The organism is Pseudescherichia vulneris NBRC 102420 (genome assembly GCF_000759795.1).
Lineage (GTDB): Bacteria > Pseudomonadota > Gammaproteobacteria > Enterobacterales > Enterobacteriaceae > Pseudescherichia > Pseudescherichia vulneris.
Genome location: NZ_BBMZ01000014.1, coordinates 60,317 through 84,758 on the forward strand (window position 1 = coordinate 60,317; position 24,442 = coordinate 84,758).

Below are 24,442 nucleotides of genomic sequence, written 5' to 3' on the forward strand. Positions count from 1 at the left end.
GCCTGCATACTCGCGGCACAAGGAGGTGGCTATGGGTTTGCCCGCCGTTGCATTTTGTCTGATTACCGCCGTTCTGCCCCTGCTATGGCTTCCGGCCCTGCCGGAAATCAGCGGCATCGTGGCGATCATTGTTGCTGGCTGTCTGCTGGGGGGCTGGCCGCGCGTCCGCTGGCTGGCGCTGTGGCTGCTCTTTTTCGCCTGGGGTTTACTGGCCGCGCAGGAGGCCGTCTGGCCAGCAAAAGCGCTGCCGGGGGCAACCCAGCGGGCGGTGGTAAAGATCGTCGCCACCGACAATATAACCGCGCACCGGGGCATTATCGAGCAGCTGGACGGCAGGCGGCTCTTCCCTGCGCCGGGGATCAGGCTCTACGGACAGTATCTGCCTCAGCCAGGGTGTGCTGGCCAGCGCTGGGAGATGACGCTGAAAGTGCGGGCCGTACATGGGCAGCTAAACGACGGCGGCTTCGATACCCAGCGCTATGCCATAGCCCAGCATCAGCCCGTGAGCGGGCGGTTTATCCACGCCACGCCGATTGACCTCCGCTGCGACCTGCGCGCCCGCTATCTTGCCTCCCTGAGTGAAACGCTGACGCCTTACGCGTGGCGGGCAGTGATGCTAGGGCTCGGGATGGGGGAACGCGCTACGTTAAGCGCTGATATCAAAAACCTGATGCGCCAGACCGGCACCGCACACCTGATGGCCATCTCCGGGCTGCATATTGCCCTGGCGGCGTCTTTGGGCTGGCTGCTGATGCGCGGCCTCCAGTTTTTTCTGCCGGGCAACAGGATCGGCTGGCGACTCCCGCTGCTGTTTGGTCTTGCCTGCGCGGTTTACTACGCCTGGCTTAGCGGTATGCAGCCGCCGGCCCTGCGCACAGCGGTCTCCCTCATGGTCTGGGGCGCGCTGCGCCTCTCCGGGCGGCAGTGGTCGCCCTGGCAGGTCTGGCTCTGCTGCGTAGCCGCGATCCTGTTTATCGATCCTGTTGCCACTCTCTCCCAGAGCCTGTGGCTCTCCGCGTTTGCCGTTGCCGCGCTGATCTTCTGGTATCAGTGGCTTCCGCTGCCCCACCTGCCGGGAGGGCGCATCGTGCGCAGCGTCCTGAGCCTGCTACATTTGCAGGCGGGGATGATGATCCTCCTTCTGCCCATTCAGGTCACTATTTTTCATGGCATCAGCCTGACCTCCATCGCTGCCAATCTCATTGCCGTACCGCTGGTGACCTTTGTTACCGTGCCACTGATCCTCACTGGCATGCTGCTGCACCTGAGCGGCCCAGCGATCGTTGAGAGCGGCAGCTGGCTGCTGGCAGATAAAACCCTGGCGCTGCTGTTTTGGTTTTTACGCCAGCTGCCTGACGGCTGGTATGACATTGATCAGCGCTGGCAGGGGCTGGTCTGGCTCCCGTGGGTGGCGATAGCGCTTTGGCGGCTACGCATCTACACCAAAGCACCGTTTCTGAGTCTGGCGATTGTTACGCTGCTGGCGCTGCCGCGTGGGCGTCCTGCCCGCAGCGACGAGTGGGCCGTACACATGCTGGATGTGGGGCAGGGGCTGGCGATGGTCATTGTCCGCAACCAGCACGCGATGCTCTATGACACTGGAATGGCGTGGCCGGGCGGAGACAGCGCTCAGCAGCTGATCGTGCCCTGGCTACGCTGGCATCATCTCCAGCCCGATGGCGTTATCCTGAGCCATGAGCATCTCGATCACCGGGGCGGGCTTGATACGCTGCAAAAAGCGTGGCCGAAGATGACCGTGCGCAGTCCGCTGGGGTGGGCCGGGCATCTACCCTGTTTTCGCGGCCAGCGCTGGCAGTGGCAGGGGCTGAACTTTACCGTACACTGGCCGCTGGCGGGGGAGGTGGCGAAAGGAAATAACGGCTCCTGCGTCGTGAAGGTCGATGACGGTCGACGGAGCATCCTGCTTACCGGCGATATCGAAGCTCCCGCCGAGCAGCGCATGCTGAGCCGCTACTGGCAGCATCTACAGGCTACACTTATCCAGGTCCCACACCACGGCAGCAGCACCTCTTCGTCGCTGCCGCTGATCCAGCGGGTCAACGGCCAGGCGGCGCTGGCCTCCGCCTCGCGCTACAACGCCTGGCGACTCCCCTCGACAAAGGTGATCCGCCGCTACCGGCAGCAGGGCTACCGCTGGTACGACACGCCGCACGCGGGGCAAACGAGCATCAATTTTTCCTCTACGGGCTGGACGATCCTCAGCCAGCGCGAACAACTTTTCCCCCGCTGGTATCATCAGCGGTTTGGCGTCCCTGCAGATAACGGGTAGAATATGCGGCTATTTCAACAAGTGCTGGTTTTTTGAATGCATAACGACAAAGATCTCTCTACGTGGCAAACGTTCCGCCGCCTCTGGCCAATGATTGCACCTTTCAAAGCAGGTCTGTTCGTGGCGGGGGTCGCACTGATCCTCAACGCAGCCAGCGATACCTTTATGCTATCGCTTCTGAAACCGCTGCTCGATGATGGTTTTGGCAAAACGGACCGCTCCGTGCTGCTGTGGATGCCGCTGGTGATCATCGGCCTGATGATCCTGCGTGGGATTACCAGCTATATCTCAAGCTACTGTATCTCATGGGTTTCTGGCAAAGTGGTGATGGGCATGCGCCGTCGCCTGTTTAGCCACATGATGGGCATGCCCGTCGCCTTCTTCGACAAACAGTCCACCGGGACGCTGCTCTCCCGTATCACCTATGACTCTGAGCAGGTTGCCTCCTCCTCCTCCAACGCGCTCATCACCGTAGTGCGTGAAGGGGCGTCGATCATCGGCCTGTTTATCATGATGTTCTACTACAGCTGGCAGCTGTCGGTGATTCTGATCGTGCTGGCCCCGATCGTCTCGATTGCCATTCGCGTGGTATCGAAGCGTTTCCGTAGCATCAGCAAAAATATGCAGAATACGATGGGGCAGGTGACCACCAGCGCGGAACAGATGCTGAAGGGCCACAAAGAGGTGCTGATGTTTGGCGGCCAGCAGGTCGAAACCGAGCGCTTTGACAAGGTGAGCAACAAGATGCGCCTGCAGGGGATGAAGCTGGTCTCCGCCTCCTCGATCTCGGATCCGATCATTCAGCTGATCGCCTCCCTGGCGCTGGCCTTTGTGCTTTATGCGGCGAGCTTCCCCAGCGTGATGGAGACCCTGACCGCCGGGACCATTACCGTGGTCTTCTCCTCAATGATTGCCCTGATGCGCCCGCTGAAGTCGCTGACCAACGTTAACGCCCAGTTCCAGCGCGGCATGGCGGCCTGTCAGACACTGTTTGCTATTCTCGACAGCGAGCAGGAGAAGGACGAAGGGAAGCGCGAAATTGAGCGTGCCGAAGGCAACGTGGAGTTCCGCAACGTCACCTTTACCTATCCTGGGCGTGAAACCCCGGCGCTGCGTGACATCAACCTGAACATCGCCGCAGGCAAAACCGTGGCGCTGGTGGGTCGTTCAGGCTCGGGTAAATCGACGCTTGCCAGCCTGATCACCCGCTTCTACGACACCGACAGCGGAGAGATCCTGCTGGACGGCCACGATCTGCGCGAGTACAAGCTGCACTCGCTGCGTAATCAGGTGGCGCTGGTATCGCAAAACGTGCACCTCTTTAACGACACGGTGGCGAATAACATCGCCTATGCGCGCACGGAAGAGTACAGCCGGGAGCAGATCGAAACTGCTGCCCGCATGGCCTATGCCATGGACTTTATCAGCAAGATGGATAACGGCCTCGATACCATTATCGGCGAGAACGGCGTGCTGCTCTCCGGCGGCCAGCGCCAGCGTATCGCCATCGCCCGTGCCCTGCTGCGCGACAGCCCGATCCTGATCCTCGACGAGGCCACCTCGGCGCTGGATACCGAGTCTGAACGCGCTATCCAGGCCGCGCTGGACGAGCTGCAGAAAAACCGCACCTCGCTGGTGATCGCCCACCGTCTCTCTACCATTGAGAAGGCGGACGAGATCGTGGTGGTCGAAGATGGTCGTATCGTTGAGCGCGGTAGCCATGGCGAACTGCTGGCTCAGCAGGGTGTCTACGCCCAGCTGCATAAGATGCAGTTTGGCGCATGATAGCTCGCATCTGGTCAGGCGAATCACCGCTGTGGCTGCTGCTGCTTCCGCTCTCCTGGCTCTATGGCCTGGTGAGCGGGGCGATCCGCCTCTGCTACCGGCTGGGCATTAAAAAAGCCTGGCGCGCGCCGGTGCCGGTGGTGGTCGTGGGTAATCTCACGGCGGGCGGCAACGGCAAAACGCCAGTGGTGATCTGGCTGGTTGAGCAGCTGCGCCAGCGCGGCGTGCGGGTGGGCGTGGTCTCTCGCGGCTACGGCGGCAAGGCGGATAGCTATCCGCTGGTGCTGGACCAACAGACAACGACGGAGCAGGCGGGCGACGAGCCGGTGCTGATCTATCAGCGTACCGGCGCGCCGGTGGCGGTCTCTCCGGTGCGCAGCGACGCGGTGAAAGCCCTGCTGGCTGCGCACGATCTCCAGCTTATTGTGACTGACGACGGCCTCCAGCACTACCGTCTCGCCCGCGATAAAGAGATTGTGGTGATCGATGGCGTACGCCGCTTTGGCAACGGCTGGTGGCTGCCTGCCGGACCGATGCGCGAGCGGGCCTCCCGTCTGCGTTCCGTCGATGCGGTGATAACCAACGGCGGCCAGGCGCGGGCAGATGAGATCCCGATGCGCCTGCAGCCAGGCCTTGCCGTGAACCTGAAGAGCGGCGAGCGCCGCCCGGTTGATGAACTCCCCGCCGTGGTTGCCATGGCCGGAATTGGTCATCCGCCGCGTTTCTTCCAAACCCTGGCCGACTGCAGTGCAGCGGTAGAGAACACCGTTGCGCTGGCCGATCATCAGGCGCTCAGCTATGCGCAGGTCAGCGGGTTTATTCAACCCGGCCAGACGCTGGTAATGACCGAGAAGGATGCGGTCAAGTGCCGCGCCTTTGCCGACGAGAGCTGGTGGTATCTACCCGTTGACGCCCGTCTGGAGGGCGATAAACCGGAACGTCTGCTACAGGATCTGCTCACTCTGGTGCGCTAGCGGCACAGTGCCGACAGCGCCCTGTTAACCACGGGAACCCGTATGTCTGTGCCGCAACTCTCTCTTACCGCCGCCCGTCATCTCCATCTTGCTGCCCAGGGCCTGCTGAAAAAGCCGCGCCGCCGCGCCAGGCCTGCCGATATTCTGACAACCATTCAGCGAATGTCACTCCTGCAAATCGACACCATCAATATCGTGGCCCGCAGTCCCTACCTGGTGCTGTTTAGCCGCCTCGGCGACTACTCGCCATCATGGCTCGATGAGGCGCTGCGCCGGGGCGATCTGATGGAGTACTGGGCGCATGAGGCCTGCTTCCTGCCGCGTGAGGATTTTGCCCTGGTGCGCCATCGGATGCTGGCTCCGGAAAATATGGGCTGGAAATACCGTGCGGCCTGGATGGATGAGCACGCGGCTGAAATTGAGCAGCTTATTGCCCATATCCATGAGCATGGCCCGGTACGCTCGGCAGATTTCGAACATCCGCGCAAAGGCAGCAGCGGCTGGTGGGAGTGGAAACCGCACAAGCGGCACCTTGAGGGACTGTTTACCGCCGGTAAGGTGATGGTGGTTGAGCGGCGCAACTTTCAGCGCGTCTACGATCTGACCCACCGCGTCATGCCCCACTGGGATGACGAGCGGGATCTGCTCTCTCAGGCGGTGGCGGAGGATCGGATGCTGGAGAAGAGCGCCCGCAGCTTAGGTCTTTTTCGCCCCGCCTGGCTGGCGGACTACTACCGCCTGCGCCAGCCCGCACTGCCCGCGCTGATGGCGCGCTGGCAGGCTGAGCAAAAAGTGGTGCGTGTAGAGGTTGAAACCCTGGGGGAGGCGTTTGTGCACGCCGACCTGCTGGCGGAACTTGAGCTGGCCCAGGCGGGCAGGCTGCACGCCACCCACAGCGCGGTACTCTCGCCCTTCGATCCGGTGGTTTGGGATCGCAAGCGCGCCGAGCAGCTCTTTAACTTTACCTACCGGCTGGAGTGCTACACCCCGGCACCGAAACGCCAGTACGGCTATTTTGTCCTGCCGCTGCTGCACTGTGGGCAGCTGGTGGGGCGGATGGACGCCAAGATGCACCGGAAAACGGGCGTGCTGGAAATTATTGCCCTGTATCTGGAGCCGGACATCAAGCCGGGCCGCAGGCTGGAGAGTGGCCTTACAGCGGCCATTGAGGATTTTGCCCGCTGGCAGGGCGCGCGGCAGGTGGTCTGCAAACGCCTTCCGGACGGTCTCTTTAGCGACAGGCAAGGCGAATGGGAAATTGCCGCTGCGGATTAGGGGAATATGATAACATTTAAGGCATACCACTTTCGGTCCCTCAGGAGGAACTATGGATCACCGTCTACTCGAAATCATTGCCTGCCCGGTCTGCAACGGTAAGCTCTACTACAGCCAGGATAAACAAGAGCTGATCTGTAAAGTCGACAGCCTCGCTTTCCCGGTGCGGGAAGGCATTCCGGTACTGCTGGAAAACGAAGCGCGCCCGCTCGCTGCTGAAGAGAGCCGTCCATGAGTTTCGTTGTTATCATTCCTGCGCGTTATGCTTCTACCCGCCTGCCGGGTAAGCCGCTGGTAGATATCAACGGCAAGCCGATGGTCGTGCACGTGCTGGAGCGGGCACGTGAGTCCGGGGCGGCGCGAATTATTGTCGCGACCGATCACCCGGACGTGGCGCTGGCCGTCGAGGCGGCAGGGGGTGAAGTGTGCATGACCCGCGCCGATCATCAGTCGGGCACCGAGCGGCTGGCAGAGGTGGTGGAGAAGTGCGGCTTTAGCGATGACACGGTCATCGTTAACGTTCAGGGCGACGAGCCGATGATCCCACCAGCGATTATTCGCCAGGTGGCGGAGAATCTGGCCCAGCGCCAGGTGGGGATGGCGACGCTGGCCGTGCCAATCCACAGCGCGGAAGAGGCATTTAACCCCAACGCGGTTAAAGTGGTGATGGACAGCGAGGGTTACGCGCTGTACTTCTCCCGGGCGACCATTCCCTGGGATCGCGATCGTTTCGCCCAGTCGCGCGAGGCTATTGGCGATATCTTCCTGCGTCATATCGGTATCTACGGCTACCGGGCTGGGTTTATCCGCCGCTACGTCACCTGGCAGCCAAGCCAGCTGGAGCAGATCGAGATGCTCGAACAGCTGCGCGTGCTCTGGCATGGGGAAAAAATTCACGTTGACGTCGCGCAGGCCATTCCCGGAACCGGGGTGGATACCGCAGAAGATCTCGCCCGCGTGCGCGCTGAACTCCGCTAATTCCTCTCTCCCCTCCGCCCGGAGGGGAATTTCTACACTTTCTACCGCTGTTTTGATCTTATCAGGGTGACATCTCTGTGACGGACGCCCATTATAATAGGTGTAGTCTGCGTAAGGGTATTCCTGAGAGGTAGCGTGAATGGAACAACTACGTGCCGAACTAAGCCACCTGCTGGGGGAAAAACTCAGCCGCGTGGAGTGTGTTAATGAGAAGGCGGACACCGCGCTGTGGTCACTGTACGACAGCCACGGCCACCCCATGCCCTTGCTAGCGAGAAGCTTTACCACGCCGGGTCTGGCGCGGCAGCTGGCGTGGAAGATGTCGATGCTGGCCCGCAGCGGTACGGTGCGCATGCCGGTGGTCTACGGGGTGATGACTCATGACGAGCATCCCGGCCCGGACGTGCTGCTGATCGAGCGGCTGCGCGGCGTGCCCGTTGAGGCCCCGGCCCGTACGCCGGAGCGCTGGGAGCAGCTCAAGGATCAGATCGTTGAGGCGCTACTCGCCTGGCATCGGCAGGACAGCCACGGCTGCGTCGGCGTGGTGGACAGCACCCAGGAGAACATCTGGCCCTCGTGGTATCGCCAGCGGGTTGAGGTGCTGTGGAACACCCTCAACCAGTTTAAAAATACCGGCCTGACGATGCAGGATAAACGGATCCTGTTCCGCACCCGGGAGTGCCTGCCTAAACTCTTCGAAGGCTTTAACGATAACTGCGTGCTGGTGCACGGCAATTTGAACCTGCGCAGCATGTTAAAAGATGCCCGTACCGATCAGCTGGTGGCGATGGTGGGGCCAGGGGTGATGCTCTGGGCACCGCGGGAGTACGAGCTGTTTCGCCTCTCCGACAGCGCGCTGGCGGAAGGGCTGCTGTGGCACTATCTTCAGCACGCCCCGGTGTCAGAGGCGTTTATCTGGCGGCGCTGGCTCTACACCCTGTGGGACGAGGTGGCGCAGCTGGTGAACACCGGCCATTTCAACCGCGCCAATTTTGACCTCGCCTCAAAATCACTCGTGCCGTGGATCGCCTGACGAACCCTTAAGCCACTGCCAGACGCGACCCAGCGTCTCATACCCGACCCGGTCGCTGTGCATCAGCCACACCGGAGAGGGGATAATGCGCTCCCAGGGGTTCAGCGGCGAGTCGATCGCCAGCTGGTTAGCCGGAGCGGGCAGGGGGTTTAAGCCTGCGTGGCGGAAAAAGATCATCGCCCTGGGCAGATGCGACGCCGAGGTTACCAGCAGAAACGGCGTCTCGCCAATAGCCTGCTTCACCGCGGCCGCTTCCTCTTCCGTATCTTTGGCGGTATCGAGCGTCATTATATCGCTGCGCGGGATGCCCAGCGTTTCAGCCACCCGCGCCCCGGCCTCGGCGGTGCTGACCGGGTTGGTGACCGCCGCCGCGCCGGTGAAGATCATTTTGGCGCCTGGATTAAGCCGCCACAGGCGTACCGCCTCTGTCAAACGCGGCAGGCTGTTGTTGATGAGGTTCGAGCTGGGTGCCCACGTATCGTTCCAGGTGTAGCCCCCGCCGAGCACCACGATGTATTTCACCTGCTGGGTGCCGCGCCAGGTAGGGTAGGTCTGCTCTATCGGCCTGAGCATACCGTCCGCCACTGGTTGGAGGCTAATCAGCACCAGCGCCAGCCAGCCTGCACTCATCAGCGCCTTACCTGACTTCTGATAGCGGGTAAACCAGACCAGCGCCAGGCCAATCCCCATCAGCAAAAGCAGCAGCGGCAGGGGCAGCAGCATCCCACCAATGTATTTCTTCAGCGTAAAAAGCATGGCTTCCGTTTCCTTTTTGACCATACAGCAGGTTATTCTGTGGATCTTACACCAGATAGGTTCCTTCTTAACGTGGGTGTGACAAAATAGCGGTTTTGCCAGGATCGCGGAGTAGTAGATGCAGGATCGCAATTTCGATGACATCGCGGAGAAGTTTTCCCGCAATATTTATGGCACAACGAAAGGGCAGCTACGCCAGGCGATCCTGTGGCAGGATCTTGACGCACTGCTGGCGACCTTTGGTCCACGGCCGTTGCGCATCCTCGATGCGGGTGGCGGAGAGGGGCAGACGGCCATCCGGCTGGCGAAGCTTGGTCATCACGTCACCCTGTGCGATCTGTCGGGTGAGATGGTCGCCCGAGCCAGCGCGGCGGCAGAGGCGGAAGGTGTGATCGGCAACATGCATTTTATCCACTGTGCCGCTCAGGACATTGCCCAGCATTTGGAATCGCCGGTCGATCTGATATTGTTCCATGCCGTGCTGGAGTGGGTCGCCGAGCCGGTTGCCGTCCTGCAAACCCTCTGGTCGGCGCTACGTCACGGCGGCGCGCTGTCGCTGATGTTTTACAACGCCAACGGCCTGCTGATGCGGAACGTGCTGGTAGGCAATTTTGGCTATGTGCAGCAGGGCATGTACAAAAAGAAACGACGGACGCTTTCACCGGACTTTCCGCGCGATCCGCAGCAGGTTTACGGCTGGCTCGAAGAGATGGGCTGGCAGATCACCGGTAAAACCGGTATCAGAGTTTTTCACGATTATCTGCGCGATAAGCAAAAACAGCATGACTGTTTTGCTGCATTAGTGGAGCTGGAGACGCGTTACTGCCGCCAGGAGCCCTACCTGAGCCTGGGCCGCTATATACACGTTACCGCGCAGAAGCCGCAGGTAGATACAAGGATTAACGATGAGTGAATTTTCCCAGACAGTCCCCGAACTGGTTGCCTGGGCCAGAAAAAATGATTTCTCGATCGCGCTGCCGGTGGACAGACTCTCCTTTTTGCTGGCCGTCGCCACGCTTAACGGCGAGCGGCTCGACGGCGAGATGAGCGAAGGGGAGCTGATTGACGCGTTTCGTCACGTCAGCGAGGCGTTTGAGCAGACCAGCGAAACCATCGGCGTGCGCGCCAATAACGCCATCAACGATATGGTGCGCCAGCGCCTGCTGAACCGCTTTACCAGCGAGCAGGCCGAGGGGAACGCCATCTACCGTTTGACGCCTCTCGGGATCGGCATCACGGACTATTACATCCGCCAGCGCGAGTTCTCTACCCTGCGCCTCTCGATGCAGCTCTCTATTGTCGCCGGCGAGCTGAAACGCGCTGCCGACGCGGCGGCGGAAGGCGGGGACGAGTTTCACTGGCATCGTCACGTCTATGCCCCGCTCAAGTACTCCGTTGCGGAGATTTTCGACAGCATCGATTTGACCCAGCGGATCATGGACGAGCAGCAGCAGCTGGTGAAAGATGACATCGCCCAGCTGCTGAACAAAGACTGGCGGGCGGCGATCTCCAGCTGTGAGCTTCTGCTGTCGGAAACCTCCGGGACCCTGCGCGAGCTGCAGGATACGCTGGAGGCGGCGGGGGATAAGCTGCAGGCCAACCTGCTGCGCATTCAGGATGCGACCCTCGCCCATAACGATCTCGAGTTCGTTGACCGGCTGGTATTCGATCTGCAAAGCAAGCTGGACCGCATCATCAGCTGGGGCCAGCAGGCTATCGATCTATGGATCGGCTACGACCGCCACGTGCATAAGTTTATCCGTACCGCCATCGATATGGACAAAAACCGCGTCTTTGCCCAGCGTCTGCGCCAGTCGGTGCAGTCTTACTTCGATGCGCCATGGGCATTGACCTACGCCAGCGCCGATCGTCTGCTGGATATGCGCGACGAAGAGATGACGCTGCGCGATGAAGAGGTCACCGGCGAACTGCCGCCGGATCTCGAATTTGAAGAGTTTAACGAAATTCGCGAGCAGCTTGCCGCCATGATTGAAGCGCAGCTGGCGGTCTATAAAACCAGAGAAGTGCCACTGGATCTCGGTCTGGTTGTGCGCGAATATCTGGCGCAATATCCGCGGGCGCGTCACTTTGACGTTGCGCGAATTGTGGTTGATCAGGCGGTACGCCTCGGCGTAGCGCAGGGCGATTTCACCGGGCTGCCAGCAAAATGGCAGCCAATTAATGATTACGGAGCCAGGGTACAGGCGCATGTCATTGACAAATATTGAACAAGTGATGCCAGTCAAGCTGGCGCAGGCGTTGGCTAACCCGTTGTTCCCGGCGCTTGACAGTCAGCTGCGTGCCGGTCGCCACATTGGTCTTGATGAGCTGGATAATCACGCATTTTTGATGGACTTCCAGGAGTATCTGGAAGAGTTTTACGCTCGCTATAACGTGGAGCTGATCCGCGCGCCGGAAGGGTTTTTCTACCTGCGCCCGCGCTCCACGACGCTGATCCCGCGCTCGGTGCTTTCAGAGCTGGATATGATGGTCGGTAAGATCCTCTGCTACCTCTATCTCAGCCCAGAGCGCCTGGCCAACGAAGGCATCTTTACCCAGCAGGAGCTCTACGATGAGCTGCTGTCTCTGGCGGACGAGAGCAAGCTGCTGAAGCTGGTCAACAACCGCTCCACCGGCTCTGACGTCGATCGCCAGAAGCTGCAGGAGAAGGTGCGCTCCTCCCTGAACCGTCTGCGCCGTCTGGGCATGGTCTGGTTTATGGGGAACGACAGCAGCAAGTTCCGCATCACCGAGTCGGTGTTCCGCTTCGGCGCTGACGTGCGCGGCGGAGACGATCTGCGTGAAGCGCAGCTGCGCATGATCCGCGACGGCGAGGCCATGCCGATAGAGAACAACCTGCAGCTCAATGATGAGCAAGACGAGAATCAGCCGGACAGTGCGGAGGAAGAGTCATGATCGATCGCGGTAAATTTCGCTCGCTAACGCTGATTAACTGGAACGGCTTTTTTGCCCGTACCTTTGACCTTGACGAGCTGGTCACCACGCTGTCAGGCGGTAACGGGGCGGGTAAATCCACCACCATGGCAGCCTTTGTCACGGCGCTGATCCCGGATTTAACCCTGCTGCACTTCCGTAACACCACCGAAGCGGGGGCCACCAGCGGCTCGCGTGATAAGGGCCTGCACGGCAAGCTGAAGGCGGGCGTCTGTTACTCAGTGCTGGACGTGATCAACTCACGCAACCAGCGCGTAGTGGTCGGCGTACGCCTGCAACAGGTTGCTGGCCGCGATCGCAAAGTCGATATTAAACCCTTTGCGATTCAGGGCCTGCCGACCAGCATTCAGCCGACCCAGCTGCTCACCGAGACGCTCAACGAGCGCCAGGCGCGGGTACTGACCCTGAACGAGCTAAAAGAGAAGCTGGATGAGATAGAAGGCGTTCAGTTCAAGCAGTTCAACTCGATTATCGATTACCACGCCCTGATGTTCGATCTGGGCATTGTGGCGCGTCGTCTGCGCTCCGCCTCGGATCGCAGCAAGTTCTACCGCCTGATTGAGGCCTCGCTCTACGGCGGGATCTCCAGCGCCATTACCCGCTCGCTGCGTGACTACCTGCTGCCGGAAAACGGCGGGGTGCGGAAGGCATTCCAGGATATGGAAGCCGCGCTGCGGGAGAACCGCATGACCCTTGAGGCGATCCGCGTCACCCAGTCGGACAGGGATCTCTTTAAGCACCTGATCAGCGAAGCCACCAACTACGTGGCCTCGGACTACATGCGCCACGCCAACGAGCGCCGGGTGCATCTCGATCAGGCCCTGGCCTTCCGCCGGGATCTCTTTACCTCCCGGTCGCAGCTGGCCGCCGAGCAGTATAAGCACGTTGAGATGGCGCGGGAGCTGCATGAGCATACCGGTGCGGAGGGCGATCTCGAAGCGGATCACCAGGCCGCCAGCGACCATCTGAACCTGGTACAAACCGCGCTGCGCCAGCAGGAAAAAATTGAGCGCTACGAAACGGATCTCGACGAGCTGCAAATCCGTCTGGAGGAGCAGAACGAGGTGGTGGCAGAAGCCGCCGACCGCCATGAAGAGAATGAGGCCCGGGCGGAAGCCGCCGAGCTGGAGGTGGATGAGCTGAAGAGCCAGCTTGCCAACTATCAGCAGGCGCTCGACGTGCAGCAGACCCGCGCTATTCAGTATAACCAGGCGCTGGCCGCGCTGGAGCGCGCTCAGGCCCTGTGCCACATTCCGGATCTGACCCCGGAGAGCGCCCAGCAGTGGCAGGAGACTTTCCAGGCCAAAGAGCAGGAAGCGACCGAGAAGCTGCTCTCGCTGGAGCAGAAGATGAGCGTGGCCCAGACCGCGCACAGCCAGTTTGAGCAGGCGTACCAGCTGGTGGCGGCCATTAACGGCCCGCTGTCGCGGGATGAAGCCTGGAGCGTCGCCCGGGAGCTGCTGCGCGACGCCGTTAACCAGCGCCATCTGGCGGACCAGGTGCAGCCGCTGCGGATGCGTCTGAACGAGCTGGAGCAGCGCCTGCGCGAGCAGCAGGATGCCGAGCGTCTGCTGGCCGAGTTCTGCAAGCGTCACAACAAGCGCGTCGAGGCCGATGAGCTCGAAGCCCTGCACCAGCAGCTGGAGGCGCAGATTGCCGCCCTCTCTGAGACCGTTGCCAACGCCGGTGAGCAGCGCATGGCCCTGCGTCAGGAGCTGGAGCAGCTGCAGGCGCGTATTCAGCGTCTGCTGAAGCGCGCCCCGATCTGGCTGGCCGCGCAGAACAGCCTGAACCAGCTTTGTGAGCAGAGCGGGCAGGAGTTTGAATCGAGCCAGGACGTCACCGAGTACCTGCAACAGCTGCTGGAGCGCGAGCGCGAAGCCATTGTTGAGCGGGATGAGATCGGTGCCCGCAAGCAGGCGGTGGATGACGAGATCGAACGTCTGAGCCAGCCGGGCGGGGCAGAAGATGCCCGTCTCAACGCCCTGGCGGAACGCTTTGGCGGCGTGCTGCTCTCTGAAATCTACGATGACGTCAGCCTCGACGATGCGCCTTACTATTCGGCGCTGTATGGCCCATCCCGTCACGCTATCGTGGTGCCGGATCTCTCCCTGATCGCCGAACAGCTGGAAGGATTAACCGACTGCCCGGAAGATCTCTACCTGATCGAAGGGGATCCGCAGTCCTTTGACGACAGCGTCTTTGCCGCCGACGAGCTGGAAAAAGCGGTGATCGTCAAGGTCGCCGATCGCCAATGGCGTTACTCTCGCTTCCCGTCGCTGCCGCTGTTTGGCCGTGCCGCCCGCGAAAGCCGTATTGAAAGCCTGCACGCCGAGCGGGAAAAGCTGGCGGAGCGCTTCGCCACCCTGTCGTTTGACGTCCAGAAAACCCAGCGTCTGCACCAGGCCTGCAGCCGCTTTATCGGTAGCCATCTGGCGGTCGCCTTTGAGGACGATCCGGAAGCGGAGATCCGCACCCTGACCAGCCGTCGGGGCGAGCTTGAGCGCGCCATTAGCGCCCACGAGAGCGACAACCAGCAGAGCCGCGCCCAGTACGACCAGGCCAAAGAGGGCGTCAGCGCTCTTAACCGCCTGCTGCCCCGCGTTAACCTGCTGAGCGATGACACCCTGGCCGACCGCGTGGATGAGATCCGCGAGCGTCTTGACGAAGCTCAGGAAGCGGCACGCTTTATCCAGCAGTACGGCAACCAGCTGGCGAAGCTGGAGCCGGTGGTCTCGGTACTCCAGAGCGATCCGGAGCAGTTTGAACAGCTGAAAGAGGACTACGCGTATTCGCAGCAGGTGCAGCGTGAAGCGCGCCAGCAGGCGTTTGCCCTCACTGAGGTCGTGCAGCGCCGCGCCCACTTCAGCTACAGCGATTCCGCCGCGATGCTCACCGGCAACAGCGATCTTAACGAGAAGCTGCGCCAGCGTCTGGAGCAGGCGGAAAGTGAACGTGCCCGTGCCCGTGAGGCGATGCGCAGCCACGCCGCCCAGCTCAGCCAGTACGGCCAGGTGCAGGCGTCGCTGAAAAGCTCCTACGACACCAAAAAAGAGCTGCTGAACGATCTGCATAAAGAGCTGCAGGAGATTGGCGTGCGGGCAGACAGCGGCTCAGAAGAGCGGGCCCGGATTCGTCGGGATGAGCTTTATGCCCAGCTCTCCAGCAACCGCGCGCGCCGCAACCAGCTGGAGAAAGCCCTGACCTTCTGCGAAGCGGAGATGGATAACCTGACCCGCAAGCTCAAGCGTCTTGAGCGTGACTACTACGAGAAGCGCGAGCAGGTAGTGACGGCCAAAGCGGGCTGGTGTGCGGTGATGCGTATGGTGAAAGATAACGGCGTTGAGCGCCGCCTCCACCGTCGCGAGCTGGCCTATCTCTCTGCCGACGAGCTGCGCTCAATGTCGGATAAGGCGCTGGGCGCGCTGCGTCTGGCGGTGGCGGATAACGAACACCTGCGCGACGTGCTGCGCATGTCGGAAGATCCGAAGCGCCCTGAGCGTAAGATCCAGTTCTTCGTCGCGGTCTACCAGCATCTGCGCGAGCGTATCCGTCAGGATATTATTCGCACCGACGATCCGGTTGAAGCGATTGAGCAGATGGAGATCGAGCTGGGCCGTCTGACGGAAGAGCTGACCTCCCGTGAGCAGAAGCTGGCCATCAGCTCCCGCAGCGCGGCGAACATCATTCGCAAAACCATCCAGCGCGAGCAGAATCGTATCCGCCAGCTCAACCAGGGGCTGCAGAGCGTCTCCTTTGGTCAGGTGAACAGCGTGCGTCTGAACGTGAACGTGCGGGAGACCCACGCTACGCTGCTGGACGTGCTCTCCGAACAGCACGAACAGCATCAGGATCTCTTCAACAGCAACCGTCTGACCTTCTCGGAAGCGCTGGCGAAACTCTATCAGCGCCTGAACCCGCAGATAGATATGGGCCAGCGTACGCCGCAGACCATCGGTGAAGAGCTGCTCGACTACCGTAACTATCTGGAGATGGAGGTCGAGGTTAACCGTGGCTCCGACGGCTGGCTGCGTGCCGAGTCTGGCGCGCTCTCTACCGGGGAAGCGATCGGTACCGGGATGTCGATTCTGGTGATGGTGGTGCAGAGCTGGGAAGACGAAGCCCGTCGCCTGCGTGGGAAAGATATCTCCCCATGCCGTCTGCTGTTCCTCGATGAGGCCGCCCGTCTTGATGCCCGCTCTATCGCCACGCTGTTTGAGCTGTGCGAGCGGCTGGAGATGCAGCTGATTATCGCTGCGCCTGAAAACATCAGTCCAGAGAAAGGTACCACCTATAAGCTGGTGCGTAAGGTGTTCAACAATCAAGAGCACGTGCACGTGGTTGGCCTGCGCGGCTTTGCCCCACAGCTGCCTGAGCCGCTGCCCGGCACGGCGGATGCCAGCGCAACCTAACGGGTAACCGAGCAAAAGGGCGGCAGCATAGCCGCCCTTTTTTATTGCCCGCTGGCCAAACCAGCGTCAGATCAATCTTTAATCTTCTTTACATTTTGCCGGGCAAATGTATTTTTGTCTTTATATACTCATACAATCAGACGGATTAATCGATTCGTTTTTAAACAGGGGGCAAGGGATGTTGCTGAAGAAAAAAGAGAGTCGGGCGTCCGCATTGAGTTTGTGCGTGGCCCTTACGTTTGCTCCGCTGTTTAACGCTATGGCCGATGAGCCAGAAGTTATTCCAACCGACAGCTCTGCCAGCATGGGCGTGCAGCCTACGGCACTGGCCGAACCGCTGGTGCAGTCCCACGCTACCGCCGTGCTGGCAGGCGTCGAGGCGCTGGCCGATGCTGGCCTGATGGCCAAAACGCGCGCTGAAATCCAGGCTCAGCTGCCGGCAGGCTATACCCCAGTCTACATGAACCAGCTCGTTGCGCTGTATGCCGCCCGCGAGCAGAAGGCCATGTGGGACGATCGCGAGGCGGTTAAAGCGTTTCAGCAACAGCTGGCCGAGGTGGCCATCGCTGGTTTCCAGCCCCAGTTTACGAAATGGGTAGAGCTGCTGACCGATCCTGCCGTGACCGGTCAGGCCCGGGACGTGGTGCTTTCTGACGCCATGCTGGGCTACCTGCACTTTATCGCCGGTATTCCCGTTAAGGGTAACAGCTGGCTCTACAGCGCCAAACCGTATCAGCTGGCAACCCCGCCGCTGACGGTGATTAACCAGTGGCAGATGGCGCTGGATAACGGCCAGCTGACGCACTTTGTTGCCAGCCTTGCGCCGCAGCATGACCAGTACTCGCTGATGCATAAGTCGCTGCTGAAGTTAGTGAGTGATACCCAACCGTGGCCGACGCTGAAGAGCACCGCCACGCTGCGTCCGGGACAGTGGAGCAACGATATTCCCGCCCTGCGCGAGATCCTCTCCCGCACGGGAATGCTGGATAGCGCCGAGAACATCGTTCTGCCGGGGGATAAACCTAAAAAGGCGAAGCCTGCGCGCGGCGGCACCTACGATCCCGAGCTGGTAGCAGCGGTAAAACGCTTCCAGGCCTGGCAGGGACTGGGGAGCGATGGCTCTATCGGTAAGTCCACCCGCGACTGGCTTAACGTGACCCCCGCCCAGCGTGCAGGGGTGCTGGCATTAAACATCCAGCGCCTGCGCCTGCTGCCGGGCACGGTTTCCACCGGCATTATGGTTAACATTCCGGCCTACTCGCTGGTCTATTACCAGCAGGGCAACGAGGTGCTGGCCTCCCGGGTGATCGTCGGTCGTCCCGATCGTAAAACGCCGATGATGAGCAGCGCGCTCAATAACGTGGTGGTCAATCCGCCGTGGAACGTTCCGCCCACCCTGGCGCGCAAGGACATTCTGCCGAAGGTATGGAACGATCCGGGCTATCTGGAGCGGCATAACTATGTTGTGCTGCGCGGCTGGAACAGCAAAGAGACGATCGATCCGTGGCGGGTCGACTGGGGCACCATCACCCCGTCCAATCTGCCATTCCGCTTCCAGCAGGCACCGGGGGCGCATAACTCTTTGGGCCGCTACAAGTTCAATATGCCCAGCTCGGATGCTATCTATCTGCACGATACGCCGAACCATACGCTTTTCCAGAAGAACGAGCGTGCGCTCAGCTCCGGCTGCGTTCGCGTGAATAAATCCTCTGAGCTGGCCAGCATGCTGTTGCAGGACGCGGGCTGGAACGATACGCGCATCTCTGACGCGCTGCAGGAAGGAAACACGCGCTACGTGAATATTCGCCAGAATATTCCGGTGAACCTCTACTACCTGACCGCCTTCGTCGGCAGCGACGGGCGCACCCAGTATCGTACAGATATTTACAATTACGATCTCACTGCCCGTTCAGGGGCTGACGTTCTGCCGAAGGCGGAACAATTAATCAGATAAATGAAGTAGTTCAGATTAATCCATTCACTAAATCACTGGTAAAAACGGGCCGTCCAGGCTACGCGGCCCGTCTTTACCACGCTTGACCTTCCTTGACGTAAGAAATTTTGCCCGGTAATGTGCCTTTTCACGCGCCAGAAGTGCATTAATTAAGCAACCTTTTTACCTGTAGACCTGATTATCATGGATAAATTTGACGCTAATCGCCGCAAACTGCTGGCGTTAGGTGGCATTGCACTCGGTGCAGCCATCCTGCCAACGCCTGCGTTCGCAACCCTCTCTACGCCACGCCCACGGATCCTGACCCTCAGTAATTTACATACCGGAGAGTCAATCAAAGCCGAGTTTTTTGACGGCAAGGGCTATATTCAGGATGAATTAGCTAAACTTAACCACTTTTTCCGCGACTATCGCGCCAATAAAGTGACGTCCATCGACCCTAAGCTTTTCGACCAGATCTACCGCCTGCAGGGCCTGCTCGGCACGCGTAAACCGGTTCAGCTTATCTCGGGCTATCGCTCTGTCGATACCAATAATGAGCTTCGCGCCCATAGCAGCGGCGTCGCGAAGCACAGCTACCACACCAAAGGCCAGGCAATGGATTTCCATATTGAAGGCCTTGCATTAAGCAATGTTCGCAAAGCTGCGTTATCTATGGGCGCAGGTGGTGTAGGATATTACCCGCGCAGCAACTTTGTACATATTGATACCGGGCCGGTTCGGCACTGGTAACAGGGCTTAATGAAAAGGAGCAGTATGAACTATCGTCTTATTCCGGTTACCGCGTTTTCCCAGAACTGTTCTCTGATCTGGTGTGAGGAGACGCGTCAGGCCGCGCTGGTGGATCCCGGTGGTGATGCCGAGCGTATCAAAGAGGTGGTTGCCGCTTCTGAGGTTACGCTGACGCAGATTTTGCTCACCCACGGTCATCTCGATCACGTGGGGGCCGCCGCCGAACTGGCGCAACACTACGGTGTGCCTATTGTCGGCCCGGAAAAAGAGGATGAGTTCTGGCTGACGGGGCTTCCTGCCCAAAGCCGTATGTTTGGCCTGGAGGAGTGTCAGCCTCTGACGCCTGACCGCTGGCTGGACGAGGGCGAGAGCGTGACCGTCGGCAATATCACCCTGGCGGTGCTGCACTGTCCGGGCCATACGCCGGGACACATTGTCTTCTTTGACGCACAGTCGCGTCTGCTGGTCTCAGGGGATGTGATCTTCAAGGGTGGAGTAGGGCGCAGTGATTTTCCGCGCGGCGACCACGGTCAGCTGATCGACTCCATCAAGCGCAAGCTGCTGCCGCTGGGCGACGACGTGACCTTTATTCCCGGTCACGGGCCGATGTCGACCCTGGGCGAAGAGCGCCTGCACAACCCGTTTTTGCAGGATGAGCAGCCGATCTGGTAGTTCGCCCCATAAAAAAAGGGTCGCTTCGGCGACCCTTTTTTTGCGCTACGCTTACAGCACGGCGACGATGGCTTCACACAGCGGAGCCATATTGTCCGGGGTCATGCCCGCGACGTTAACGCGACCGGATGCCACCGCATAGACGCCAAACTCTTCGCGCAGGCGCTGAACCTGCTCTTTGGTCAGGCCGCTGAACGAGAACATGCCGTTCTGCTTAATGATAAAGCTGAAGTCACGGTTAGCCCCTTTCTCCTGCAGCGTGTTAACAAACAGCAGACGCATGCGCTGAATGCGCTGGCGCATATCGGTCAGCTCCTGCTCCCAGATAGCGCGCAGGGCGTCATTGCTGAGAATGGTGGCGACCACAGAGGCACCGTGTGCCGGCGGGTTGGAGTAGTTAGCACGGATCACGGACTTCAGCTGGCTAAAGACGCGATCGGCTGTGTCCGCATCGGCGGTCACCAGGGTGCAGGCCCCGACGCGCTCGTTATACAGACCAAAGTTTTTCGAGTAGGAGCTGGCAACGATCAGCTCCTTATGCAGCGCGGCAAAGGCGCGCAGCCCCTCCGCATCCTCCTCCAGACCACGGGCAAAGCCCTGATAGGCGAAGTCAAACAGCGGCAGCCAGCCTTTCTCAACGGAGAGCTGCGCCAGGGTCTGCCACTGATCCAGCGTCGGATCGATGCCGGTTGGGTTATGGCAGCAGCCGTGGAACAGTACTACGTCACCCGCCTGGGCTTCGTTGAGGCTCGCTAACAGGTTGTCAAAGTCCAGCGTATGGTTCGCCGCGTCATAGTAAGCATATTCGCGCACCTCCAGCCCGGCGGCGTTAAACACGCCTTTATGGTTCGGCCAGCTTGGGTTGCTCACCCAGATGCGCTTAACGTCGGTGTTTTTCGCCAGGAAGTCTGCCGCCACGCGCAGCGCGCCGGTGCCGCCCGGCGTCTGCGCCGTACGGGCGCGCTTGTCGTTAATCACCGCGCTGCCTTTGCCAAACAGCAGCTCCTGGGTGCAGCGGCCAAATTCCGGGATCCCGTCGATGCCGAGATAGTTCTTCGTCGTCTCGTTCTCCAGCAGATACTGCTCGGCTTTCTTCACGCTGGTCAGCACAGGCGTTTTACCGGTTTCATCTTTATAGACGCCGATGCCAAGGTTAATTTTTGTCGGACGTTGGTCGGCACGAAACAGATCGGCTAACCCCAGAATAGGGTCAGCAGGGGCTGCAGTAATATTCTCAAACATGACGAGGTTCCATTTTGATGACAGAAGGGCGTTGCGTATCAGGGTAACGGGAGATTTATCAATTGCCAACCGTTTGCGACAAAAAGAAACAGAGTGTGACCGCAAGCAGCGTTGACCAGCTTTTCAGGCATAAAAAAACAGGGCCGTAGCCCTGTTTTTATCAGCATATAACGAGGAGGTCGTGCAATTAGAACTGGTAAGTTACCGCTACAGCAACCTGGTCGTCTTTGCCGTTGACGATGCCAACGTTGCGGCTGTAGTCGCTGTCGTCGATCAGGTTCAGCTGGTAGTCAACCCAGATGTTGAAGTTTTTGTTGAAGTAGTAAGTTGCACCGATTTCAACAAACTTCTGCAGGTCTTCGCTGCCGCCGCCGAATGCGCCATCGTTGGTTGCTGCCAGGTCTTTACCGCGAGACTGAACGTAGGCCAGGGACGGACGCAGACCGAAGTCGAACTGGTACTGAGCGATGGCTTCGAAGTTCTGCGTTTTGTTAGCAAAGGTGCCGTCCGCTTCACGGGTGGTGTTGCGGGTTTCAGCGTAGGTGGTCGCCAGGTAGATGTTGTTGGCGTCATATTTTACACCCACACCCCAGGTTTCCGCACGGCTGCCGCGGGCGCTGCCACGGTTAGCAATGTTCAGATCTTCCTGACGGTTAGTACGGTCAGCGTTGGAGTAAGCACCGATCACGCTGAAGCCTTCAGCGAAGTCGTAGCCCAGAGAGTAACCTACGCCGTCGCCGTTAGAGGTCAGCGGGTTAGTACGGTCGTTTTTACCCTGGTACTGCAGGCCGAAGTTCAGGCCATCAACCAGACCAAAGAAGTTGGAGTTACGGTAGGTCGCAACGCCAGAGGTACGGCCGGTCATGAAGTTGTCAGCGTAGTTCGCCCAGGTCATACCGGAGAAAGAAGGAGCCATATCGGTGTAAGCGTCAACGTCGTACGCGATACCGTAGTTACGGCCGTAGTCGATGGAGCCTGCATCAGCAATTTTCAGGCCGGCAAATGCCAGACGAGTACGCTGGGACTGGCCGCCGCTCTCTTCGCCGCTTGCCAGGGCACGGTATTCCCACTGGCCGTAACCGGTCAGCTGGTCGTTGATCTGAGTTTCGCCTTTGAAGCCAATCTGAGCATAGGTGTTGTCGTTGCTGCCGGTGTCATCACCAGAGGTTACGAAGTCATGCTCACCTACAACTTTACCGTACAGGTCTAATTTGTTACCGGCTTTGTTATAGATTTCTGCAGCGTTTGCTGCACCGGCTACCAGCAGAGCAGGGATAACCACTGCCAGAATATTGCGCTTCATCATTATTTATTACCCTCATTAGGTTTTTTATAACACCTGCCACTGCCGTCAATAGATTCCGTCAATAAATGTTTACGGAACTATTGATGAGAGTTTGGTGTCTTTATGTGTCTGAGAAGCATCTTTCCATTCATATAAACGTTTCGCTACCTTGAAAGTGCTACAAATGTCGTAAAGAGGTAACAAAAAGAAATAATGTGTAAAAATTTGTGTATTTGAGGGAACTTTGTGAACCACTTCATGTTTCCAATAGAGTTGCTGATAAAATCAGCGGATCCATTGCTATATATATGAATTACTTATGTTTAATCTTGATATAGGATTAACTTATTCAGAAAAGGAGTGAGTGAGACATTTTCTCATTTCCGTGTTTAGACATCTGGATAGCTGTGCACCGTTTATCCAAATGTGCTAAAGCCAAAAGAGAAATTTTTGTGCAAGTTTTAGCCAGTATGATTTTTGTACGAAATTATTTCTGAAAAATACGCTTACAGACGCTAACGAGGAAAGGGTTGATTAGGGGAATAACCAACGATTTGTTAACAAAAGTTGACAAGATGAAGGGAAGAAGGGCCAGCGTGTGCTGGCCCAGAAAGGATTAGAACGTTGCGTTACGCGGCGTGCGTGGGAACGGGATCACATCGCGAACGTTCTGAACGCCGGTCACGTAGGCAATCAGACGTTCAAAGCCGAGGCCGAAACCGGCATGCGGTACGGTGCCGTAGCGACGCAGATCGCGATACCACCAGTAGTCCTCTTTATTGAGGCCCATCTCAGCCATACGTGCATCCAGCACGTCCAGACGCTCTTCACGCTGGGAGCCACCGATGATTTCACCGATGCCCGGTGCCAGCACGTCCATGGCCGCCACGGTTTTACCGTCGTCGTTGAGACGCATGTAGAACGCTTTGATCTCTTTCGGGTAGTTTTTCACTACAACCGGCGCTTTGAAGTGCTCTTCAGCCAGGTAGCGCTCGTGCTCGGAAGAGAGATCCACGCCCCAGTAAACCGGGTTCTCAAACTGCTTGCCGCAGTTTTCCAGAATAGTGACGGCGTCGGTGTAGTCTACCTGCGCGAAGTCCGCCTCGATGAAGCGCTCCAGACGCGTCACGGCATCTTTATCTACGCGCTCGGCAAAGAACTTCATGTCGTCTGCACGTTCGGTCAGCACCGCTTTAAAGGCATACTTCAGCATGGCTTCCGCCAGCGCGGCGTTATCTTCCAGATCGGCGAAGGCGATCTCCGGCTCCAGCATCCAGAACTCAGCCAGGTGACGGCTGGTGTTAGAGTTTTCCGCACGGAAGGTTGGGCCAAAGGTGTAAATTTTTGACAGCGCGCAGGCGTAAGTTTCGCCGTTCAGCTGGCCGGAAACGGTCAGGAAGGACTCTTTGCCAAAGAAGTCTTTGTCAAAATCGACCTTGCCCTGGTCGTTGCGCGGCAGGTTTTCCAGATCCAGGGTAGAGACGCGGAACATCTCGCCAGCGCCTTCGGTGTCGGAGGCGGTGATCAGCGGGGTCGAGACCCAGAAGAAGCCCTGCTCGTCAAAGAAGCGGTGCAGCGCCTGCGCCAGGGTGTGGCGTACGCGAGCCACTGCGCCGATCAGGTTGGTGCGCGGACGCAGGTGCGCCACTTCACGCAGGTACTCGATGCTGTGGCGCTTGGCCGCCATCGGGTAGGTGTCCGGATCTTCAACCCAGCCGGTCACCTCGACGTGGCTTGCCTGGATCTCAAAGCTCTGGCCCTGGCCCGGAGAAGCAACAACCGTGCCGGTCACCACCACGGAACAGCCGGTGGTCAGGTGCAGGACTTCATCATTGTAATTGGGCAGAGAATTATTAATAACGGCCTGTACAGGATCAAAGCAGGAACCGTCATAGACGGCCAGGAAGGAGATGCCAGCTTTTGAATCTCGGCGGGTACGTACCCATCCGCGCACGGTGACTTCTTGGTCAACGGCGACGCGGCCCTGGAGTACGTCGGCTACAGGCACAACGCTCATAATATTCTCTCTGTTAATTATCTGAAAAATACGCTTTCCACCCAAAGAGGGGGTTTGCCTATGTTACCTGGCGTGCGCCATC

General features: G+C 59.2%; 18 protein-coding genes. 14 read left to right on the forward strand and 4 right to left on the reverse strand.

Going from position 1 to position 24,442, the window contains the following annotated elements; genetic code table 11:
- Positions 1 to 31 precede the first annotated feature (31 nt).
- The 7 genes from EV102420_RS13085 (at position 32) to EV102420_RS13115 (ending at position 8,335) form a co-directional block, all read left to right on the forward strand.
- Complete coding sequence (locus tag EV102420_RS13085) at positions 32 to 2,290, forward strand: ComEC family protein (protein WP_042392428.1); 2,259 nt, start codon at positions 32 to 34, stop codon at positions 2,288 to 2,290.
- A 36-nt stretch (positions 2,291 to 2,326) separates the two neighbouring features.
- The gene (gene msbA / locus EV102420_RS13090) at positions 2,327 to 4,075 is read left to right on the forward strand and encodes a lipid A ABC transporter ATP-binding protein/permease MsbA (RefSeq protein WP_042392429.1); all 1,749 of its coding nucleotides are present in this window, start codon (positions 2,327 to 2,329) and stop codon (positions 4,073 to 4,075) included.
- Positions 4,072 to 5,049, forward strand: a complete 978-nt coding sequence (gene lpxK / locus EV102420_RS13095) for a tetraacyldisaccharide 4'-kinase (protein ID WP_042392431.1) — start codon at positions 4,072 to 4,074, stop codon at positions 5,047 to 5,049. The genes msbA and lpxK overlap by 4 nt, the downstream gene beginning before the upstream one ends.
- Positions 5,050 to 5,091: 42 nt before the next feature.
- On the forward strand, positions 5,092 to 6,324 hold the full coding sequence (locus tag EV102420_RS13100) for a winged helix-turn-helix domain-containing protein (protein WP_042392433.1): 1,233 nt from the start codon (positions 5,092 to 5,094) through the stop codon (positions 6,322 to 6,324).
- 52 nt (positions 6,325 to 6,376) lie between these two features.
- Positions 6,377 to 6,559, forward strand: coding sequence for a Trm112 family protein (locus EV102420_RS13105; RefSeq protein WP_042392435.1), 183 nt, complete (start codon positions 6,377 to 6,379; stop codon positions 6,557 to 6,559).
- A complete protein-coding gene (gene kdsB, locus EV102420_RS13110) occupies positions 6,556 to 7,302 on the forward strand; it encodes a 3-deoxy-manno-octulosonate cytidylyltransferase (RefSeq protein WP_042392437.1) in 747 nt (248 codons plus the stop codon). Before EV102420_RS13105 ends, kdsB begins: the two co-directional genes overlap by 4 nt.
- Positions 7,303 to 7,441: 139 nt before the next feature.
- Positions 7,442 to 8,335 (forward strand): YcbJ family phosphotransferase, encoded by an 894-nt coding sequence (locus EV102420_RS13115; protein WP_042392438.1) that lies wholly within the window; start codon positions 7,442 to 7,444, stop codon positions 8,333 to 8,335.
- On the opposite strand, the gene elyC is transcribed toward EV102420_RS13115, so the two are convergent.
- Complete coding sequence (gene elyC, locus EV102420_RS13120; RefSeq protein ID WP_042392628.1) at positions 8,312 to 9,091, reverse strand: envelope biogenesis factor ElyC; 780 nt, start codon at positions 9,089 to 9,091, stop codon at positions 8,312 to 8,314. The two genes, EV102420_RS13115 and elyC, sit on opposite strands and share 24 nt — an antisense overlap.
- Positions 9,092 to 9,209: 118 nt before the next feature.
- On the opposite strand from elyC, the gene cmoM reads away from it, so the two are divergent.
- The 7 genes from cmoM to EV102420_RS13155 all read left to right on the forward strand — a co-directional run bounded on the left by cmoM (position 9,210) and on the right by EV102420_RS13155 (position 19,816).
- On the forward strand, positions 9,210 to 10,004 hold the full coding sequence (cmoM, locus tag EV102420_RS13125; protein ID WP_042392440.1) for a tRNA uridine 5-oxyacetic acid(34) methyltransferase CmoM: 795 nt from the start codon (positions 9,210 to 9,212) through the stop codon (positions 10,002 to 10,004).
- The gene (gene mukF / locus EV102420_RS13130) at positions 9,997 to 11,319 is read left to right on the forward strand and encodes a chromosome partition protein MukF (protein ID WP_042392442.1); all 1,323 of its coding nucleotides are present in this window, start codon (positions 9,997 to 9,999) and stop codon (positions 11,317 to 11,319) included. Before cmoM ends, mukF begins: the two co-directional genes overlap by 8 nt.
- Positions 11,300 to 12,007, forward strand: a complete 708-nt coding sequence (gene mukE, locus EV102420_RS13135; RefSeq protein ID WP_042392444.1) for a chromosome partition protein MukE — start codon at positions 11,300 to 11,302, stop codon at positions 12,005 to 12,007. The genes mukF and mukE overlap by 20 nt, the downstream gene beginning before the upstream one ends.
- On the forward strand, positions 12,004 to 16,458 hold the full coding sequence (gene mukB, locus EV102420_RS13140; protein WP_042392446.1) for a chromosome partition protein MukB: 4,455 nt from the start codon (positions 12,004 to 12,006) through the stop codon (positions 16,456 to 16,458). The genes mukE and mukB overlap by 4 nt, the downstream gene beginning before the upstream one ends.
- Before the next feature lie 178 nt (positions 16,459 to 16,636).
- A complete protein-coding gene (gene ldtD / locus EV102420_RS13145) occupies positions 16,637 to 18,412 on the forward strand; it encodes a L,D-transpeptidase (protein WP_042392448.1) in 1,776 nt (591 codons plus the stop codon).
- A 183-nt stretch (positions 18,413 to 18,595) separates the two neighbouring features.
- On the forward strand, positions 18,596 to 19,144 hold the full coding sequence (mepK, locus tag EV102420_RS13150) for a peptidoglycan L,D-endopeptidase MepK (protein ID WP_042392449.1): 549 nt from the start codon (positions 18,596 to 18,598) through the stop codon (positions 19,142 to 19,144).
- A gap of 24 nt (positions 19,145 to 19,168) precedes the next feature.
- Positions 19,169 to 19,816 (forward strand): MBL fold metallo-hydrolase, encoded by a 648-nt coding sequence (locus tag EV102420_RS13155; protein WP_042392450.1) that lies wholly within the window; start codon positions 19,169 to 19,171, stop codon positions 19,814 to 19,816.
- Between the two features lie 51 nt (positions 19,817 to 19,867).
- On the opposite strand, the gene aspC is transcribed toward EV102420_RS13155, so the two are convergent.
- The 3 genes from aspC to asnS form a co-directional block, all read right to left on the reverse strand.
- The gene (gene aspC, locus EV102420_RS13160) at positions 19,868 to 21,058 is read right to left on the reverse strand and encodes an aspartate transaminase (protein WP_042392453.1); all 1,191 of its coding nucleotides are present in this window, start codon (positions 21,056 to 21,058) and stop codon (positions 19,868 to 19,870) included.
- Between the two features lie 187 nt (positions 21,059 to 21,245).
- Entirely contained in the window at positions 21,246 to 22,364 is a 1,119-nt protein-coding gene (locus EV102420_RS13165; protein ID WP_042392455.1) for a porin, read from the reverse strand.
- Positions 22,365 to 22,959: 595 nt separating this feature from the next.
- A complete protein-coding gene (gene asnS / locus EV102420_RS13170) occupies positions 22,960 to 24,360 on the reverse strand; it encodes an asparagine--tRNA ligase (protein ID WP_042392457.1) in 1,401 nt (466 codons plus the stop codon).
- Positions 24,361 to 24,442: the final 82 nt, after the last annotated feature.